Below are 18460 nucleotides of genomic sequence, written 5' to 3'. Positions count from 1 at the left end.
AGCGAACTCCTAAGACGTTGGAGTGAAAGCGGGCAATCCGCTCAAGAGTTCCTCATCAAAGGGCTCTTCGGGGAACATCAAGGGGTAGTAGAAGGCTCGCAATTCGCGATGATAGTCTCGCACGCGGTCTTCGTATGCGATCATCGATCGGGCGTCTGTTCCGGCAAGTTTCTCAAAAGCGCGTTCAACCAGAGATGTCGGCGAAGCCCAGGCAGCGACACCTGCTTGCTTGTCGCGCGCAAGCCGGGCTTCGCGGTATTGTGTCGCCAGCGGTTCGACCACTTGATCACCGACTTGCTGAAATGCGTAATACCATTTCCACTCGAAGCCCTCTTCGCCAATCTCAGAATGGTCTGCGTATTCGGGATGCCTCTCCACAAACGGGTCCATAGTTGCCTCTTTGGGCAAGTCCCAGGCATCGTTCACCGTTTCGCGTTGGAGCAACAGGATTTCGCCGCCGTCGGGCACAGGATTAGCAGCCTCGATCACGGCCTTGGAAACGGCAGGCACCAGGATCGCAATAGCGAGCCACAGTCCGATAAGCGACGTCAGCAGGATCGAGGGCGATGCGTCAATTCGGCTGACGAGTTCGACGATCAGCCACCAGATTAGCAGCGAACCGATGACGATGCCGCTTGCCTGCAGTGTCAGGCTTGCAGCCGTCCCTTCGATTGTTGATCCGACCCAGAGCGGCATCAGAAGAAGCAGAGCAAGCGCGGTGACGCGGACAAGCGCTCGGGGTAGCCAGAGGGATCGCGATGACCCGGCTGTTGCCACCAACAGATCATGGCGTCGCATAGTTCTCTCCGATGCGCGAAGATCGTAGAGCAACAGGATCAGCAGCAGCGGTGCGACAGAGGCTGCCAAAAACGCGAAGTCAAAGCGTCCCACGAGGCCGAAATCCGCGTTGCGCGTATCAGCCTCGTGAATCTGACCCTCTAGCGCGAGCATCCGGACACGGTGTTTCCACGAGCTGCTGTCACGTTGCCCCATCGCCGCGAACGCGAAGTCGGATGGCGGCGCGTAGGTGAGGTGGAAAGCGTAATATGCCGCACTCCCCCAATCCTCTTGTCCTTCCAGAGCGTTCGAGCGGTCAGCTGCATCCTCTTCGATCAGTGTCGCGATGGTTTCGCGTTGCTCGCGAACCTCGGCAATGCCGAAAGATACCGCAACAACCGAGAGCACGAACGCAAGCAATAGCCAAAAAACAGCGCCGCGATCTTTCGCAAGGAAACGGGTTTCGCGCGACAGATGGCGGAGCATCAGAGCCTCACCTTGCGGGAGGCTAGATAGACGACGCCGCTCGCAGCAATCAGCCACGCAATTAGGATCCCAAGCGACGGCATCGCACGATCCATTCTCTGCACCGCGCTGTCCGGCTCGAACCGGAATTCGTCGAGCACCTGCCAAGCGTTCGCATTGATGCGGGCGGCTCGCGATGCTTCTTCGCCGTTATTGCGATTGATGTCAGCCGTGTAGTCGAGATCAGTCGCGTGCTTTTCATTGAGAGCTTGCACGAAGCCAAATCGCAGATCCTCGCTCTCGCGCAGGAAGCGGTGATGGGTGGCAAGATCAGTTCCTGACAAAGTGCGCGAGGCTGAGCTGATTGCGATAGTTGGTGAGGCAAAGCCAAACAGTCCGAACAGGTGAGATTGGCTCGCTTCAAGCTCCATACGTTTGTCAGCATAGGAATTGAGAAGCTCAGTCAGCTCGGCTTCCGAATAGGATGCCACGACGCCGCGCCAGTTGATCGGCAGTTCTTCGATGGTTTCGACACCGTACTCTTCAAGGACCTGAGCCTGAAGCTGCATGAAAGCGGGGTCGGCCGCGTTGTGCCCGTCGCCCAGCTTGCGCTGTTCAGCCAGCATTACAAGATCGCTTTCGATCTTGCCGGGAGCATCGATCACGGCGCTGCTCGCGTTGATCGCGAAGCGCGGGACAATGAGCGCCGCAAAGAGCCAGACAAAGATCAGCGCTCCTAGCGAAACCGCACGCTGTTTGAGAAGGATTGACGCGGCAAGGACGATCCCGCCCCAAATGCAAAGGTATAAGAAATACCCTGCGACCAGAGACGTGGCCGCCAGCGCGCTTTCGCCCAAGCTGACCGAGTAGGCTGCGACACCGATGAGCGGGATCATGAATATCGCGATCACAGCAAGAAGAGCAGCCGCCTTGCCCAACGCTAGTTTCGTGCCCGATTGTCCCTGCGCCAGCATCACTGCCAGAGTGCCGCTTTCGCGTTCGCGCAAGAACATCGCATGGCCCAGCACGATAAGAAGGAGCGGCAAAAGCAATTGATACAGGATCGCCGGTGTCAGTGACGCAAATCCGCCAAGATCAGCGGCGGCCTTGGTGTCGGCAAACATGGCGGTGTTCTGGCGGTGCCCTTCCAAGAAGATCGATTGACCCGTCACCGCGTCGACTCCCGGTTCAAACACCGCAAGCGGAGGGGGAGGACGAAATGCATAGTGGCCATAGTGGACCATTCGGTGCGGATGGCGATCCGGTTGAGCGAAAAACGTTTGTTCCGCAGCGATTTGTTGCTCGATACGCTGCGATTGCTCTTCCGCGACGCGATTGACCGTTAGCACGCTTGTTGCCGCCAAAAGCACCGCGACAATTAGTGCCGCCGCAACCACGACTTTGGAGCGTAACCAAAGCCTCCATTCTTCACGAGCGATGCGCAAAACCGTGCTCATGCTGCATCCGTTTGAAAATGTGGGCGACCGGCAAATGCGGCGTGTACCGTTTCGGTATCGATCCGCTGCCCTTTCTCGGCGGCGAAACTGCCCACCAGCTTTCCGTGTCTCAGCAGACCCACCCGGTCAGCCACCTGACAAGCGCCGTAGACGTCATGCGTCACCATGAGCACGGTCTGCCCGCCTTCGGCCAGCGCTTTCACGAGATCGTGAAATTCATCGATCGCGACCGGATCAAGGCCGGACGTTGGCTCGTCCAGCAGCAGGATCGGTGTCTCGCGAAGCAAGGCCAGAGCAATGGCAGTCTTTTGCCGCATCCCTTTGGAATAGGATTGCAGTCGGCGTGTGCGTGCCTCTTGCGGCAAGGCGACGCGATCCAGAGCAACGTTGATCTGGTCCTTGCTCGCCGATTTCCCCGCAAGATCAAGGAAATAGTCGAGGTTCTCGTAAGCAGTCAGATGACCATAGAGCGAGGCTGCCTCAGGCAAATAGGCAATCGAGTTCCGCGCACCAGCAACATCGCTACCCACACTTTTGCCATTCACGAGCACTTCGCCGCCCGATGGATCAAGAAATCCGAGGAAGGTCAGAAGTGTACTGGATTTGCCCGCACCATTCCCACCAAGCAGCGCAAAGATTTCACCCTTCGCGACCGTGAACGAAACGCCGTCCAAAACGGTATTCCCTTCACGAACCAGCGAAAGCGAACGAGCCTCAAGTGGCGATGTCATGGCCTTCCTCTAATCAACATCAGAATGCGAACCGCGCTGAGACACGCGCTGTCGTCGGGGCGCCGGGCTGCACCCAGACATCTGCAAATGAATTGGTGTAGTAAGTCTCGTCAAACAGGTTGTCGATGTCACCTCGAATGGTGAATCCGTCCGCGACCTCCACTTCTCCGAACAGTCCGAAGATCGTGTAGTCCGGCAAGAAGAAGTCAAACCCGGTAAAACCCAGACGCTCCCCGACATGCAGCATACGGCCGCCGATTGTCACGGGCACGTTCGAGACATCGAAATCCTGACTGACTAGAACACTGAGTTGATGATCGGGCGAATTGATCAACGGGTCGCCAGCCTCGATCAGCGCGCCAAAATCGGCATCGGGTTGCGAGGTTTGGAAATCGGCATCGGTGTAGGCGTAGGACAGGAAGAAGTTAAATCCGCTGTCGAAGGCGAGGTTGGCATCGAATTCAATTCCGCGGCTACGTGCTTCGCCCGCGTCGATAGAGAAGAAACCCGCCGCCGTGGCTGCCGGGCTGTCATCGTTGACGAGGATATTGCTCTGATCGACCTGGAAAGCCGTCAGCGTGACTATGCCTTGAACACTGTCGAGATAGGCACTGAGATCAGCCTTCACACCGAATTCAAATGACTCCGTGATGTTGGGCGCAAATTGATTGCCTTCGAAGTCGGATCCGGTTTGCTGACGGAAGCCCTCTCCATACGAAGCGTAGAGGCTGAAGCCATCGTCGATCTGGTAGACCGCGCCAACTTGCGGGGAGAACCGATCATCATTGGTGGTGATCGTGGTGACTGGATCGGCCCGCAGATTGGTCAGGTCCTGCTCAAAGTCATCAAAGCGCCCTCCAATCCGGATCTGGAAGCGATCAGTGATCTCGATCTGATCCTGGATGTAGACACCAAAGCCCTCAAGCACTTCTTCGCGATCCGTGTTTGGCCCCGGAACGGGTGTGGGGAACTGGCCATAGACCGGATTGAACGCATCAATGAGAAGATATGCCTCTGGATCCAGTGTCGATACATCAGTTCCAGCTGGGAAAAATGCCGGACGAAACCGCAGAATAAACAAACTGTTCTCAAACCGGTCATAGTCAGCGCCAAATATCAGATTGTGGCGGAGCGATCCGGTATCGAACTGCCCGGCCAGCTCTGCCCGCGCGACAAAATACTCTGAATCAAAGTCTCGGAACCGGAAGAAGCGCGATATCGTTTGTCCGTCTTCGAAAAACGTTTGACGCCCTCTGAAATTGTTTTCGGATGCGTTTCCGGTCAGCGACGTGTCGCGATAACCAAGGCCCGCCAATAGGCTCCAATTGTCCGAGAAATCGTGCTGCAATTCGAGCTGATGGCCGAGAACTTCGGTCTCAATTGGCCCATCGCCCGGCTCGCCCGTGAAGGTCCGGCGGGGGCTGAAACCGAAATCTTCGTCAAACACCACGCCGCGATCAAACGGGATGTCCTGCTCTGTATATTCGAGCTCGTAGGTGAGCGCCGTGTCTTCCCCGAGCCGAGCGGTTATCGAGGGATAGATGCCGAAGCGCTCCGTTTCGACTGTCTCGCGAAAGCTCCCTGCATCCTCGTAAAACCCAGCCACGCGTACGCCGACGTTGTCACCAAGTGTGGTCTGTAGATCGACATCGCCGCGATAGAAATCGAACGATCCCGCCTGAAACTGGACGTAACCGGAGGTCTCGAAGTTTGGACGCTTGGTGACCAGGTTGACCGTGCCGCCAGGTTCACCGCGCCCATAGAGCGCCGAACGCGGACCTTTGAGGATTTCGACCGCTTCAATTCCGGAAAGGTCACGCGGCCCACCAAAGCCGCGACCAGCATTAAAGCCATTGACGAGAAATCCGCTCGGCAGGTTGATGTCGCCCTGGAAGCCGCGAACGGAGAACGAATTCCAAAGACCGCCAAAATTGTTTTGACGCGCCACTGATGCCGAAAGGTCGAGAGCCTGGCTAAGATCGAAGGCGTTTGCATCACGCAAAAGATCTTCGGTGATTAGCTGATCCGCATTTGGCGTCTCAAGCGGTTCAAAATCGCCACGATAAGCACGGCGATCTGTTACGAGGATCACGTTGCCTGAAGCCCCGGCTTCTTCGTCAGTCTCGAAGTCCTGAGCCATTGCTGGAGCACTGGCGATGCCCAGAATGCAGAGCGATGAGGAGACTAGGAGGCGATTGATGCGCATTAGAAAATCCATTCAGAACTAGTGATTTCGGAAAAGTCGGAAGAGGTGCGCTCCGGCGAGAAGCATTGCTCCTGAAATCGTTGGAAGCGTTTCATCGAACCCAAGTGGCTCGGCAAACAGGGCGAGAAAAAGCAGTGTTATCCCGGTAAACGCTGGAAGCACGAAGGAAGGCTGGCGTGCGCTATGCGCGAGAGAAAAAGTCATAATTGCGGCGACGATCGCAAGGGATGTAAAGAGCCAGTGCACCCATTCTGCCTCCGCCACCACGCCGAATACCGGCAAACTGATCGCGGCGAGAGGCAATATGGCGCAGTGCACCACGCAGATCAGGCTAAAGCCGATTGCTGCTCGATCGATATTAGCCGTGCTTCGCACGTCACCCCTGCTCAGGCGGATTGAGGACCAACAACAAACGCTTCTCGCCCGTTCCAGCTATCGGCGGTGATCGGTGAATGGCCGGCGTGTCAGTTGCAAGCTTGCCTTTGAACATGCCAACATCCCCCGGAGACATCGAGTTGATCCATTGAGGCTCTTCGCCTCCTTTCACCCGGTCAGCGTCCGCCTGAGTAAGCCATTGAGTACCCGACCCGACATAAGTCGTGATCAAGCGGGCCTTCACATAATCGGCATGCCATTTGCGACAGGAATTGGTTGTGACAACCTCCAGCCTGACTTCGACTTCGCCGAGATCGAGGATGGCGCAGTAGTGATCTGCCAATATCGATACATCGGCGATCAATTCGTCCCGCTCGGCTTTATCCGCCTAACCTGCGTCACCTAGCTTCTCCTGCAGGCATTCGCGCAATTGTGTGGGCGTAGTTTGAAACCTGACGTCGCGAAGGTCATCCGACAGCAAGTTCTCATAAGCGCCATTTGAGGGCCGCTCCCAGATCGCCAGATTGTAGGAAGGATCAAGCACCTCGCGAAGGATGTCAGAGGATGCGGAAAGCGCGGCTGAGGATTGCAAAACTTCGGACACTTGAACTCTACCACTAGGCAATATGTTACAACGTATCATCCCGCTAGCGAAGCTTAGCTGTGTTTGCAAATGACTTGTGTTCCCTCTGGAATTACTCGACCGCTGCCATCGGCGTAATAGTCGTGAATCAATATTGATCTTAGGTGGTTTTGAGAGTCTCAGGAGCGATCTATTTCCTCATCCTTACCAGCCCCGTGCGATGAAAGCCTAGCAATTGAGTCTGGGCAAGAGCCCTGCATTCATAGGGGCGGTACGCTCGTGGCAACAGTTCTCGGTTCCTCGCTGGCATTCGTGATGGGCTCAATCATCAATGTTGCCTTGCCTGCCATGCGCGAAGACTTCGCAACCGATGCCGCTGGCGTTCAATGGATGGTCAACGCCTACCTTCTTCCACTATCCGCCTTGGTTCTTGTTGGCGGCTCTCTTGGTGATCATTTCGGACGGAGGCGCTGTTTCCTAGCTGGCTTGGCTGTTTTCACGCTTGCTACCTTGGTGTGCGCACTATCGTCTACCCTCGACTTCCTGTTCGCAGCGCGTTTCATGCAAGGAATCGGGGCCGCAATGCTTGCGCCGAATAGCCTCGCCATTATCGCCGACGGCTTTCACGGAGAAGAGCGCGGTAAGGCAGTCGGCACATGGGCTGCAGCAGGGGCGGTCGCCGGCGCTGTCGCACCATTGGTTGGTGGTATGGTAATTGACGCTTTGAATTGGCGTTGGGCTTTCGCGATTATCGTTCCTCTTGCCCTCGCCGCCGGGCTTGTCGCCGTTCGCAGTGTCCGGGAATCGCGGGTCGACGCGGGCGACCGTAGCAGCCTCGATGTCGTGGGCGCTATCTTTGGAACTCTGACGCTAGGTATGCTGACATTTGCACTTATCGACCTGCCAAAACGTGGGCTGGGCGATGTCCGGGTTCTTTGTTTTGCGGGCGGCGCTTTGTGCTCCCTTGTTGTTTTCCTGAGGGTCGAAAAGCGAAAGGGCGCTAACGCGATGCTGCCGCTGGGCGCTTTCGGATCCCTCGCATTCACGGGCATATCGCTACTTACTCTATTTCTCTATGCAGCGATCGGCGGGTTGATGGTCTTGCTTCCCTATGTCCTGATTGAGGCTGCAAATTATTCGGCCACACAGGCCGGAGCCGCGCTGCTTCCATTTCCTCTGGTGATCGCAGCGCTTTCGCGCTCGCTTGGCGGGCTCGCGGCGCGCATCGGCACATCCCACTCGCTAGTTATTGGCTCGCTCATCGTCGCTGCGGGGTTTGGGGGTCTTGGACTACTCACCGGCCAACAAGTTGATTACTGGACTGAAATACTGCCCCCTCTGATCCTGATCGCCATCGGCATGTCGTTCTGCGTTGCGCCATTAACAACTGCCGTGATGGATGCGGTCGAGGATCGCTTTGTGGGTGCCGCTTCTGGTATTAACAATGCGACTTCACGGATCGCCGGATTGGTTGCAACCGCGCTGCTCGGATTCGTCATAGTGGATGCAAGCGTCTCCAGCGAAGCGCTATTGCCTCGCGCGACTACGGCGTCCTTCGTGGGTGCAGCGCTTTCGCTTGCAGGAGCTGCTGCAGCATGGCTGATGATAAAAGAACCTCAGACGTCGAACTAATGAGCTGATGAGCGGATTATCTGGGACCAATACATGGACCCGTGGAAGCAGCCATAGTTTCCTCAATGCCCAGTTGGTCGATTTCGCCCCCATGCGGGCATCTCGCATGCTCCAAATCTAACAGCAGCGTATTGGCGCGCTTGGTCAGTCCGCAACCGTATGCTGCGCTCGAAGACGGCGCAGATGGGCGAAGGACAGCAGCAGAGCCCCAGATACAGTCATTGCTGTCTCACTTAGACCGAGTGCATCGGCGAAGAGCGCGCTCGTAATTAGTCCAATGCCAAGTGATGCTGGGATCAAAAACATAGCGGTTCGACCGTCTGCCGAACGAAGTGGGATGCTTGCTGATGTTACGATAGCCAGAATGGCGAACGTAATATGTATCGCTTCTACCTCTGCGAGCGTACCCGCAACCGGCAGGGCGAATGCAAGCACAGGCAGAGCCAAACAGTGCGCAATGCAGATGATGCTGAAGGCCGCGGCGGCGCGATCAGTGTTGACTGTACTCTGCATTCTGGTCTCCGTGCCTTTCTAATCCTAGAATGCAGGCAGTTCGAAACCGCCGCTCGTTGGATCAACAATTACTTCTAGCGAAACGATCTCGCGTGACTTGTTTAATGTTATATTATATCATAAATGTAGAAATGAGTGGAGAGAGTTGCAAGTGTGTGGATCCGAGAAACGCAGACAAAGAGGCCGGTTTCGGCGAGTAGGAGTTGCTCAGGGCGGTACTTCCATGATTCAAGAGGATCGCGCCGCCGATAGATAACGATGCAGCTTACAGTAGATGGCGTCACTTTATCCTACGGCGACCGACGCGTTCTTTCGGACATTTCGTTTTCCCTCAACCCATGTGAGCAAGCTTTGTTGCTTGGTCCGTCAGGGTCGGGAAAATCGAGCTTGCTCAACATCATTAGCGGCTTGCAAACCCCCGATGAAGGTTCGGTGTCTTTGGGTGGCGCGGACATGGCCGATGACGGTGATGCGACGCGAAAACACCATATGGGAATCATCTTTCAGACACTTAAGCTGGTTTCTGCTCTCAACGTACGAGCCAACCTCCTGCTGGCTCAAAAGCTACAGACTGGTGGCGTCGATCGTAATCTCGTCGAAGCTACGCTTGAACGTTTGGGCATCGCGGATCGCGCGAAGGCTCGTCCATTCGAGCTGAGCCAGGGCGAGGCGCAACGTGCTGCCATCGCAAGAGCTGTCGTTGTGAGGCCCAAGCTCCTGATCGCCGATGAACCGACTTCGGCCCTTGATCTTGTAAATACCGAAAGCGTCGCTCGTTTGTTGATCGAGTCTGCGGAAGAGTCCGGCGCAATGCTGCTAATTGCGACACATGATGATCGCCTAAGATCATATTTCGCGCGCACAATCTCTTTGAGCGAAGGGCGACTGGCAGCATGATTTCTCTCGCGCTGGCCTATTTGCGGGATCGACCGCTTACAACGGCATTGAACATTCTATTGCTCGCGATCGCGGTCGCGATGCTGGTTCTCTTGCTGCAACTTGGCAATCAGGCGAGCGAGAGGCTTGAAGGTGATGCTGAAGGTATAGATTTGGTTGTTGGCTCAAAGGGATCGCCACTGCAATTGATCCTTTCCAGCGTCTTTCATGTCGACCAGCCCACCGGCAACATTCCGCTGAGCAGCCTAGAGTTGCTCCGTGCTGATCCGGCAGTGGCACGAGCTGTGCCGTTGGCCCTTGGCGACAATTTTGAGGGCTATCGGATCGTTGGCACAGATAGCAGTTTTGGCGAGCACTACCGAACTGAGATTGCACAAGGCCGAGCATTCGACGCGCCGCTGGAGGCAGTCTTTGGCGCGACTGTTGCCGCCGAAACTGGGGTCACGCTCGGCCAGAAATTCGTTGGGAGTCACGGATTTGCTGAAGATGAGGCCGATGAGCAGGGACACGACCACGCACCGTTCGAAACTGTGGGCATTCTCGCCCCAACGGGCAGTGTGGTCGATCGACTGATCCTGACTTCGTACGAGTCTGTTTGGGACGTACACGGAATTGACCATGACCACGATCACGCAGACGAGCTGGAGTCTGAAGAGCGCAATGATGGCCACAGTCATGACGCTGATCACGCGCATGATAGTGAACATGGTCATGCCAGCGGCCATGATCATTCAGGCGAGGCCGCTGAACCCGATAATCCGCCTGAGCAATCTCGCCGTGGTTCAATTCTCCAAGCCTCTGACAGCGATCTAGAGCCAGAATTGACTGCGCTGCTTGTCACATACCGTAGTGCGTCGGGCGCAATCCGCATTCCGGCGATGGTAAATCGCCAGACTGAAATGCAATCGGCCGTTCCTGCGACAGAGACTGCGCGCCTGATCGATTTGATGGGGGCGAGTATCGACGGTATCCGCCTTTTTGCTTGGCTGCTCGCAGCTACTGGCGGACTCGCAATATTTGTCGCTCTCCTCAATATGGCGCGAAGCCGAGAGGGCGATCTCGCTCTGTTACGTGTAATGGGCGCGAGCCGCGTTCAGGTCATTGCAACGATCATTCTGGAAGGAGTGATTACGGCTGCAGTGGGTGCTTTGATCGGCTGGATTGGCGCGCATTTATTGATTGTCGTAGCCCAGGTGAATTCGGCAACTCTGGCAGACTTGGGACTTAAGGCTTGGTCACCGGCTGCAGGAGAATTCGCCCTGATCGCTGCCGTGCTTGCGATTGGCGCAATTGCTGCCCTTCTGCCCGCCGTGCGAGTATACCGCACTGATCCAGCCCGCGTGCTGGCGAGAAACTGATGAAGATCGATTGGGAAACGGTTGAGATGATTAGCTGGAGAGTGTGCATTCTGACGTTCGTCGCATTGATCGGTGTCTTTACCTATTCCGAGTTCACACCCGAACGCGCCACTTCGATCCCGATCAGCCTTGCGACCTCCGCCAACGCTCAGGCGCCCGATCCCAAGACCGGGCGGATCATTGAAGATGTCTGGAAGCCAGCTGCCACTCCGAAAGGAGGCATTTCCTGGAAGACTCTTGAAGCGACCGGGGAAACCACCCGCAGGGACTCTCAAGGCTACATCCTTTCAAAACCCAAGTTCACCGCTGCAGTAAAGCGACTAGCGGGAAAGCGCGTCAAAGTGGCAGGCTGGATGATGGCGCTTGATAACGGCGCGAAGCAAAAACACTTTGTCTTGCTCGGCTACCCACCTGGCTGCCCATTCCATTTCCATGCAGCGCCCAATCAGTTCATTGAGGTTTATGCCGATACGGCTTTCCCGACAAACGAGACCAAAGTGCATGTCGTCAGCGGTGTCTTAGAACTCACTGGCTTTGATGAGAGCGGCATTTTCTATCGGCTGCGCAATGCTCGCCCCGGCTAGAATCAGGGTAGCAAGGCGCTCTTGAATGTATCGCCAGCGCGAAAGACAAGTGTTTCTACGCTGGTTCCTGCTCCGATATTCACGCGATTTTCCTGACGAGCCCATACGTCAGTCAAAATTTGAGAATTAACGCGCAGTTGCGCCCCTTGGCCGGGTGATGATGCCTCCTGATATACAAGCAGGTTTGCGCCTTCGATCTCTGTTCCAAGCAGCGTCAACGGTATCGTCACCTCGTCCTGGGTGATCTGAAAACGCTCGGTCACATAACGCGCAAATGCACGACGACTATTGATGTCGGCGAGAATATCCGGCCCTCGCACACCCTGATTTCTCAAGGCGTGCTCTGCATCATGCAAGGGGACACGATGAACGACCTCCAGCATTTCAGTGCGTGGATTGTGTGATATCGTCGAAATCGTGTTCTTTTGCTGATGTGCTAACGCTGGCAGAGCCAGCATCAGCGCAAAAAGCAAAACAAGAAAGCGCATCATTCAGCGTCTTCCGCCCTATCGTCTTCCTTTTCAACGACCAAGGTCTCGCCCATCAAATCTCGGCCGGAGCGAGAGGTGGGGTCAGGCCGCTTGAACGCTTCTATACGGCTTTCCATGATCTTGCGAGGGTAGTGGTTGTTATTGATGTCCGCATCCGCCGTCTCCCAATCGGGATCGACGACGACTTCTGCCAACTCTTTGCCCCTTGGGAAAACCAGTAGTTTGCTGACGTTACGCGCATTGCGACGCCAAATTTCGGCGGGGATCATCATCCGTTCGCTGCTGCCATCTACAAAGGACAGCTCAAGGATGATCGGCATGACCAGTCCGCCTTTGTTCGAGAAGCTGAGAACATAGTAATTCGCATCTTCCTCAACCGCTCGGTCGAAAACGCGTCGTTCCCAATCTTCGAGGCCTTCGAGGAAGCTTTCGTACTTCTTCGTGTCCTTGGGCGTGACAGTAAACCGATCATTCTCATCATAAAAATCGGTAACGCCCGGATTTTCGAGCACCCAGATCGGCAGGCCTTGCTCCCGGTTCAGGCGCACCCCGACTTTCTCGGGCTCGCCAGCATATTCTTCTCGCCGACGCGAAAGATCAATGTCGGGATTCTCCGTGTCGATCCGCAGCTTGTGGATCGTATCGAGCGAGATATCGACGTGATCAGTCGTGTAGAACCACCCACGCCAAAACCAATCGAGATCTGTGCCCGACGCCTCTTCCATTGTTCGAAAGAAATCTGCTGGCGTTGGTCGCTTATACTTCCAGCGGCGTGCATACTCCTTGAGTGCAAAGTCGAACCTTTCACGGCCGATGATCGTGTCACGAAGGATGTGGAACGCTGCTGATGGTTTGCCGTAGGCGTTTGGTCCGATATTCAGAATGCTGTCCGATTGCGTCATAATCGGGACCTGATTGCGCGAGGTCATGTACGGAATCAGATCACGCGGCAGAGAGCGGGTCCACTGAATATCAGGATCCCATTCATAGCCAGCGACACTATCGAGGAAGGAGTTGATCCCTTCATCCATCCAGGTCCATTGGCGCTCATCCGAATTGACCACCATCGGAAAGTAGATGTGTCCAATCTCATGGATCACGACGCCAATCAGAAAGATCTTTTCCGATTCTGAATAAGTCCTTGAACCGTCATCGTTGAGCGTTGTGCGTGGCCCATTAAAGGTGATCATCGGATATTCCATGCCGCCCACGGGCCCATTCACCGATTGCGCCGTGGGATACGGATAATCAAAGCTGAAGCGTGAATAGACTTCCATGGTGTGGACCACGGCGGCGGTTGAATATTTCCGCCACAGCTCGCCGCCTTCCTTGGGCCAGAATGACATCGCCATTACGGTCTCATTGGCTGCACCCGGCTGTTTATGCCCTTGTGCATCCCACATGAACTTGCGGCTTGTCGCCCACGCAAAATCGCGAACATTGCGCGCAGTGTACCGCCACGTTTTGGTGCCAGTTGGGTTGCTCGACTCGTTAGCAGCCGCCTCTTCGGGCGTGACAATGAACATCGGCTCACTTGCGTTGCGCGCAGTCGCTAGCCTTTGACGCTGCGTTCCCGTCAAGACGGCATTCGGATTGGCCAGAACGCCTGTGGAAGAGACGATGTGATCATTCGGCACGGTCATAGAAACATCGTAATTCCCGAATTCGAGCGTGAATTCCCCCCGCCCGAGGAACTCCTTGTTATGCCAGCCCTCGTAGTCTGAATAGGCGACCATGCGCGGAAACCATTGAGCAAAGAGGAAAATATCGTTCCCCCCTTCGCGCGGATCGTCAGGAAAGTGCTCGTAACCCGAACGCGCAAAAATCGTGTTCTCTTCCACGATGTTAAATGCCCAATCGACGCGGAAACTCACGCTTTGGCCAGGACGAAGTGGAGTTGGTAAGTCGATACGCATCAGTGTGCCGACTATGGTGTGGGGCAATTCGCGGCCATTGCTCAGTCGGACGCGATCAATGTCATATCCGTAGCTGTTGTCGGCCATCGCTTGTTGGCGGCGCAATTCTTCAAGCGACAACTTAGCCGGCTCATTGCCACTTGCGGCATTTACGACGGGTCCGCGCCTCCCCGGTCCCCCGAATGTGTTCGTGAGTTCCGCCATCGAATCTTTGCGAAAGATATTTTGGTCCAGTTGCATCCAGATCCAAGGCAGCGTGTCGGGTGAATTGTTTTTGTACGTGATCGTCGCTTGTGCCGTCAGACGGCGGTTATCCTCATCGAGGGTCGCGTTGATCTGATAGTCGGCCTGTTGCTGCCAATATTGATGCCCGGGCGCCCCCGATGCATTGCGGTAAACATTGGGGCCTGGAAGGACTTCGTCGAGCTGTCGAAATTTGTCTTCGAAGTCACCTTTGGTCTGCTGTATCCCCTGAGCGAGAGCAGGCACCGCCATAAACAACGCCGCTAAAAGCACGAAAAGTCTCAATGTGTTTTCCCTTGAATGCTGACCAGTGTTAACATGGGAGAGTGGCCATTTGCTGGTTGGCTTGTAGATCGCAGAGCAGAAAGGCAAGCCTCAAGCCGGCTCTTTTGCTGGTTCCGTTTCGCCCCATGCGGGGAACGGATCGTTCATACTGGCCCACAGCTCAGGGACAAACTCGTCTCCGGGCACCTGGCATTCATCAAGCGCAGTAGTGATTTTTGACTGATCCATTCCAATGCCGATCAACACTATTTCCTGACGGCGATCGCCCCAAGTCTCGTCCCAGTGCTTGATAACGAATTCTTCGAAAGTGCCATCATCGGGCCATCGGTTCTTTGGAACCGCGGCCCACCAACGTCCCATCCGGCTGACGCTCTTTTGAGTCCCGGCGATTGCCAGTTCGCCGAGAAAATCTGGCCGCGTCGCTAGCCAGAAATGACCCTTCGCGCGGATCACTTTGTCGAGATTGTCACTGACCAGAAAATCATAGAACTTGGCTGGATCAAACGGTCTGCGCGCTCTGTAGACAAAACTCTCGACCCCGTATTCCTCCGTTTCAGGTCGGTGGCTTGCGAAGTCATATAGCTCTTTGAGCCATAGCGGGTGCTTTTCTGACTCTTCCTCATCGTAAAGCCCTGTGCCAACCACATCATCGAGAGGCACTTTGCTGTGATCAGCTTCAATGATCTTGGCATCTCCATTCAGCGATGCGACGACTTTCTTGACCATAGCCAGCTGTTCGGAGTTCACGTCGCTCGCCTTGTTGACAATCACCACATCGGCGAATTCGATCTGCTCGACTAAGAGCGCCACAAGACTTCTGTCATCACCCTCTCCAGCCGTTTCACCGCGATGGGATAGAAGGTCAGAGCTCGAATAATCCGCGAGCAAGTTCACTGCGTCGACAACCGTGACCATGGTGTCGATTTTGGAAACATCGCCTAAACTTTCGCCATGCTCGTCACGAAATGAGAATGTCGCTGCAACCGGAAGCGGTTCCGATATTCCGGTGCTCTCAATCACCAAATACTCAAATCGACCGTCATCGGCGAGCGTGCGCACCTCCTTCAAAAGATCGTCGCGCAAAGTGCAGCAAATGCAGCCATTGGTCATCTCAACCAATTGCTCTTCAGAACGAGACAACGCCGCCTCACCGCCCCGAACCAGATCGGCGTCGATGTTCACCTCCGACATGTCATTCACGATCACGGCGACCCGCTTGCCTTCGCGGTTCGACAGAATGTGATTGAGAAGCGTGGTCTTACCGGCACCTAGAAAGCCGGAAAGCACGGTTACGGGTAGTCGAGTGTCGATCGTGTTCATGGATCACTCCAAGTTGAGAATAGTGATGGTATAACATATCAATACCTGACCTTACCATTTCTGCAACTCGCATAGTCGTCAAGACTCAAGTCCGCGATATCGATTGGCGCTTTCTAAATGCCCAAGTGTCGCGGCCTCCAGTTGCACCCGAAGACGCGCGCGAAACCGGAGAACCAATGGTCCTGAGACATCGGGACCTACAAAACCCACTCGTTCCCCAGACTAACGAACTAAATCGGATACAGGAGACCAGCTACGGAAATGGCTGGCGGTGCTGTCAGTCTAACGCGAACTCGTCTCCGTTCGACAAAGAGCACCATACCCTTCTCTAGGCTTAGGCCATCAGCGATTGCCACTCCGCCAAGGCAACGGAGCGGGCGGTTTTGTAGGTTTGTCAGTCAGTGAGGTGGCGGTCGGAGCTGAAGTGATTGCGGACGTAGGCGTGAACGGAAGCGAATTTCTGAAGAGACTTCATTCGCCTGATTCGCTGCATGACCCGCTCTCTTCGACGGAACGGTATGTGCAAGTTCTCCACCCTATTGTTGGCCCAGCGGCCGATCTCCTGTCTGTCCTAGTTTCCAAGCTCGCTCATGGCCGCCTTTTAAGAAGGCAAGCCGTCGGTGGTGATTGTTTCGACGGGACCGTTGTTCTTCAGCGACTTCTTCATGAAACGCAGAGCCGCCTTGTTGTCCCGCTTCTTGGTGACGTAGCTCTCTAAGATCTCGCCCACTTGGTCGACCGCTCGCCACAGGTAGTGTGTCTTTCCGTTGATCTTCACGAACATCTCATCGAGGTGCCAACGCCAATGGCGAAAACCTCGCATCCGACTGATCCTCTGGCGCTTGATGTCCGCAGCGAACATTGGGCCAAACCAGTTCCACCAGAACCGCACCGTCTCGTGGCAAATGTCGATGCCGCGTTCGAAGAGCAGGTCTTCCACGTTCCGCAATGTCTTCCCGCAGACGGTGTCAGCCATCAACACCCAGATGCTGGCTGAGCTATCTGGGTCAAAACAAAGTCTGCCCGATGAAACGAATGTGATCCTGGTCGATCACAATGCCTTCTCGCGGCATCTGGTTGCGGATCTTGCGGAGCTTGGATTTTCGAACGCGAGCGATCCGTGCCTCGACCCGATCACGGACGAGGTTTGCGCGCCCGGTGCTAATGGTCAGGACACGAATGTCTTCTTCGACACAAATCACTATTCCGCGAGTGCGCACCGACTGTTGGCTGGTTGGTATACGGCGACGTTGAATGCGGCCTCCGGTCTAGCAAACAGCGATGCAGGCCAGATACCCATCGCGCTCTTTTCGTCCTCTGAAGCCATATCGCGCGAAGCCAATTCCGCATTTCGCCTTGCGGGACGCGGCGATCGAACCATCTCGATCTTTGGTGCTCCGATCTATGATAACCTCGCGGCTCGCTCGGGCCTCAACCTACGCCAGCGCGGCGGGGTAGGCGGCATCAGGTTTGATAGCGAGGATGGTTTTTTCGGCGGGCTCACAGGCTCTTATCTTCGCCAAGAAGTGAACACAGCAAGCGCTGGTAGCTTCGACACAAGAGAATGGGGTGTTGGCGCGACAGCCGGATATGATTTCGGGCCTTTGGAGCTGTTTGCACAGGGGAGTTATTCCCGTCCGACCATCAGCAATTTCGTGAGGCAGACCGGAGGGCTTAATCTAGCCGCAACCGGGGAGACGAAGGCGCAGCTTTTGACTGCCGGGCTAGGCTTTATTGGCCGGACCAACTTCGACCGCTTGAACATCGATCTGTCGGCGCGTGCGCAGTATCGAAGGGCGCGCGTCGATGCCTTCGATGAGACGGGCGCGGATGGTCTTGAGCTTGGTTATGACGAACAACGCGAAAGCGCATTTTCCACTTCCGCTGACATCAGAATAGGTTGGGAACTCGCCAAGGCTGAGGGCGCTATCAGCGTTCAACCTTTCATCGAGGCACAAGACCGCCGACGTCTTTCCGGAGACGCAGTCATGGTGACTTCGCATCTGATCGACAATGTCGCCAATCCTGCGTCGCTTGCGATTGCGAACCCCAACTTCAATTCCACAAGCGTGGGCGGCGGCCTTGCTTTTGGAGCCCGAACATCGGGCGTTAATCTGCGCTTGGAAGCCGGATACCAACGCCAAACTCGTGGCCCCTTCACAAACGATGACCGGATCACGATCAGGCTGTCAGCAGCCTTCTGATCCTGCACAGAGCGTGCGCGGCTGATTGGGGAGCGTCGCTCCCCACCTTTACTCAAAACGGAGAAACACAATGCGTAAACTGATTATCACTTTAGCGACTGTTCTGATTGCGGGCTGCTCCACTTTATCTGACACGAAAGTCTCGCGCCTAAACAGTCTATCGTGTCCGCAACTCGCCGTTGCGCTCGATTATGAGCTCGAGAGCAAGCGCGAACACGACGAAAGCTCTGCGGCAAATTCCGCCCTTTTCATGGTCACGAAAGGCGATTTATCAAACTGGGCTCTGGGAGATTCAATCATCGAAGAAATTGAAGCTGCTGAACATAAAAATGCGGCTAAGCACATTCGGACACGTCAAGAGCAGCTCGGCTGCTGAGTGTCTGCGTTTCTCTGCTGACAAATGTGGCGGTTTCTCTGATCTTC

16 protein-coding genes and 2 pseudogenes are annotated in these 18460 nt (G+C 55.4%); 6 read left to right on the top strand and 12 right to left on the bottom strand.

Annotated elements, in window-relative coordinates:
* Positions 1 to 9: 9 nt before the first annotated feature.
* The 7 genes and pseudogenes from AUC45_RS12935 to AUC45_RS12905 all read right to left on the bottom strand — a co-directional run bounded on the left by AUC45_RS12935 (position 10) and on the right by AUC45_RS12905 (position 6615).
* Positions 10 to 1263: a DUF3526 domain-containing protein gene (locus tag AUC45_RS12935; RefSeq protein ID WP_067603257.1), complete on the bottom strand. Its 1254-nt coding sequence runs from the start codon at positions 1261 to 1263 to the stop codon at positions 10 to 12.
* Positions 1263 to 2699 (bottom strand): DUF3526 domain-containing protein, encoded by a 1437-nt coding sequence (locus AUC45_RS12930; RefSeq protein WP_067603255.1) that lies wholly within the window; start codon positions 2697 to 2699, stop codon positions 1263 to 1265. Before AUC45_RS12930 ends, AUC45_RS12935 begins: the two co-directional genes overlap by 1 nt.
* On the bottom strand, positions 2696 to 3430 hold the full coding sequence (locus AUC45_RS12925) for an ABC transporter ATP-binding protein (protein WP_067603253.1): 735 nt from the start codon (positions 3428 to 3430) through the stop codon (positions 2696 to 2698). Before AUC45_RS12925 ends, AUC45_RS12930 begins: the two co-directional genes overlap by 4 nt.
* Before the next feature lie 19 nt (positions 3431 to 3449).
* On the bottom strand, positions 3450 to 5636 hold the full coding sequence (locus AUC45_RS12920; RefSeq protein ID WP_067603926.1) for a TonB-dependent siderophore receptor: 2187 nt from the start codon (positions 5634 to 5636) through the stop codon (positions 3450 to 3452).
* A gap of 18 nt (positions 5637 to 5654) precedes the next feature.
* Positions 5655 to 6011, bottom strand: coding sequence for a MerC domain-containing protein (locus AUC45_RS12915; RefSeq protein ID WP_067603251.1), 357 nt, complete (start codon positions 6009 to 6011; stop codon positions 5655 to 5657).
* A gap of 1 nt (position 6012) precedes the next feature.
* Positions 6013 to 6384 (bottom strand): annotated as a pseudogene (locus AUC45_RS12910) (DUF1826 domain-containing protein); the annotation flags it as partial.
* 15 nt (positions 6385 to 6399) lie between these two features.
* Positions 6400 to 6615 (bottom strand): hypothetical protein, encoded by a 216-nt coding sequence (locus AUC45_RS12905; RefSeq protein ID WP_067603245.1) that lies wholly within the window; start codon positions 6613 to 6615, stop codon positions 6400 to 6402.
* A gap of 258 nt (positions 6616 to 6873) precedes the next feature.
* Here AUC45_RS12905 and AUC45_RS12900 point away from each other — a divergent pair, with 258 nt between their 5' ends.
* Entirely contained in the window at positions 6874 to 8226 is a 1353-nt protein-coding gene (locus AUC45_RS12900) for an MFS transporter (protein ID WP_156423851.1), read from the top strand.
* Between the two features lie 144 nt (positions 8227 to 8370).
* On the opposite strand, the gene AUC45_RS15620 is transcribed toward AUC45_RS12900, so the two are convergent.
* Positions 8371 to 8739: a MerC domain-containing protein gene (locus tag AUC45_RS15620; RefSeq protein WP_082701122.1), complete on the bottom strand. Its 369-nt coding sequence runs from the start codon at positions 8737 to 8739 to the stop codon at positions 8371 to 8373.
* 258 nt (positions 8740 to 8997) lie between these two features.
* On the opposite strand from AUC45_RS15620, the gene AUC45_RS12890 reads away from it, so the two are divergent.
* The 3 genes from AUC45_RS12890 to AUC45_RS12880 are packed head-to-tail and all read left to right on the top strand — an operon-like array spanning position 8998 to position 11578.
* Positions 8998 to 9636, top strand: a complete 639-nt coding sequence (locus AUC45_RS12890) for an ABC transporter ATP-binding protein (protein WP_067603240.1) — start codon at positions 8998 to 9000, stop codon at positions 9634 to 9636.
* Entirely contained in the window at positions 9633 to 10994 is a 1362-nt protein-coding gene (locus tag AUC45_RS12885) for an ABC transporter permease (protein ID WP_067603239.1), read from the top strand. The genes AUC45_RS12890 and AUC45_RS12885 overlap by 4 nt, the downstream gene beginning before the upstream one ends.
* Positions 10994 to 11578, top strand: a complete 585-nt coding sequence (locus tag AUC45_RS12880) for a DUF3299 domain-containing protein (RefSeq protein ID WP_233998760.1) — start codon at positions 10994 to 10996, stop codon at positions 11576 to 11578. The genes AUC45_RS12885 and AUC45_RS12880 overlap by 1 nt, the downstream gene beginning before the upstream one ends.
* A gap of 2 nt (positions 11579 to 11580) precedes the next feature.
* Here the strand turns inward: AUC45_RS12880 and AUC45_RS12875 are convergent, their stop codons facing one another.
* The 4 genes and pseudogenes from AUC45_RS12875 to AUC45_RS12860 all read right to left on the bottom strand — a co-directional run bounded on the left by AUC45_RS12875 (position 11581) and on the right by AUC45_RS12860 (position 16656).
* Positions 11581 to 12069, bottom strand: a complete 489-nt coding sequence (locus AUC45_RS12875) for a DUF6702 family protein (protein ID WP_067603237.1) — start codon at positions 12067 to 12069, stop codon at positions 11581 to 11583.
* The gene (locus AUC45_RS12870; protein ID WP_067603235.1) at positions 12066 to 14480 is read right to left on the bottom strand and encodes a M1 family metallopeptidase; all 2415 of its coding nucleotides are present in this window, start codon (positions 14478 to 14480) and stop codon (positions 12066 to 12068) included. The genes AUC45_RS12875 and AUC45_RS12870 overlap by 4 nt, the downstream gene beginning before the upstream one ends.
* Before the next feature lie 123 nt (positions 14481 to 14603).
* A complete protein-coding gene (locus AUC45_RS12865) occupies positions 14604 to 15833 on the bottom strand; it encodes a GTP-binding protein (RefSeq protein WP_067603234.1) in 1230 nt (409 codons plus the stop codon).
* Between the two features lie 394 nt (positions 15834 to 16227).
* Positions 16228 to 16656, bottom strand: a pseudogene (locus AUC45_RS12860) (transposase).
* 88 nt (positions 16657 to 16744) lie between these two features.
* Here AUC45_RS12860 and AUC45_RS12855 point away from each other — a divergent pair.
* Both AUC45_RS12855 and AUC45_RS12850 read left to right on the top strand, forming a co-directional pair.
* A complete protein-coding gene (locus tag AUC45_RS12855) occupies positions 16745 to 18037 on the top strand; it encodes a hypothetical protein (RefSeq protein WP_197409598.1) in 1293 nt (430 codons plus the stop codon).
* Positions 18038 to 18107: 70 nt separating this feature from the next.
* Positions 18108 to 18413, top strand: a complete 306-nt coding sequence (locus AUC45_RS12850; protein ID WP_067603230.1) for a hypothetical protein — start codon at positions 18108 to 18110, stop codon at positions 18411 to 18413.
* The last annotated feature ends 47 nt before the right edge of the window (positions 18414 to 18460 follow it).

The organism is Erythrobacter sp. YT30, assembly GCF_001542875.1.
Taxonomy (GTDB): Bacteria; Pseudomonadota; Alphaproteobacteria; order Sphingomonadales; family Sphingomonadaceae; genus Erythrobacter.
This window is presented reverse-complemented; position numbering and strand designations above follow the sequence as displayed.

Coding starts and splice junctions, on each gene's coding strand:
- AUC45_RS12865 (WP_067603234.1), bottom strand. CDS start 15,833: ATGAACACGATCGACACTCGACTACCCGTAACCGTGCTTTCCGGCTTT.
- AUC45_RS12850 (WP_067603230.1), top strand. CDS start 18,108: ATGCGTAAACTGATTATCACTTTAGCGACTGTTCTGATTGCGGGCTGC.
- AUC45_RS12930 (WP_067603255.1), bottom strand. CDS start 2,699: ATGAGCACGGTTTTGCGCATCGCTCGTGAAGAATGGAGGCTTTGGTTA.
- AUC45_RS12885 (WP_067603239.1), top strand. CDS start 9,633: ATGATTTCTCTCGCGCTGGCCTATTTGCGGGATCGACCGCTTACAACG.
- AUC45_RS12925 (WP_067603253.1), bottom strand. CDS start 3,430: ATGACATCGCCACTTGAGGCTCGTTCGCTTTCGCTGGTTCGTGAAGGG.
- AUC45_RS15620 (WP_082701122.1), bottom strand. CDS start 8,739: ATGCAGAGTACAGTCAACACTGATCGCGCCGCCGCGGCCTTCAGCATC.
- AUC45_RS12920 (WP_067603926.1), bottom strand. CDS start 5,636: ATGCGCATCAATCGCCTCCTAGTCTCCTCATCGCTCTGCATTCTGGGC.
- AUC45_RS12935 (WP_067603257.1), bottom strand. CDS start 1,263: ATGCTCCGCCATCTGTCGCGCGAAACCCGTTTCCTTGCGAAAGATCGC.
- AUC45_RS12880 (WP_233998760.1), top strand. CDS start 10,994: ATGAAGATCGATTGGGAAACGGTTGAGATGATTAGCTGGAGAGTGTGC.
- AUC45_RS12875 (WP_067603237.1), bottom strand. CDS start 12,069: ATGATGCGCTTTCTTGTTTTGCTTTTTGCGCTGATGCTGGCTCTGCCA.
- AUC45_RS12855 (WP_197409598.1), top strand. CDS start 16,745: ATGCCGCGTTCGAAGAGCAGGTCTTCCACGTTCCGCAATGTCTTCCCG.
- AUC45_RS12890 (WP_067603240.1), top strand. CDS start 8,998: ATGCAGCTTACAGTAGATGGCGTCACTTTATCCTACGGCGACCGACGC.
- AUC45_RS12870 (WP_067603235.1), bottom strand. CDS start 14,480: ATGGCGGTGCCTGCTCTCGCTCAGGGGATACAGCAGACCAAAGGTGAC.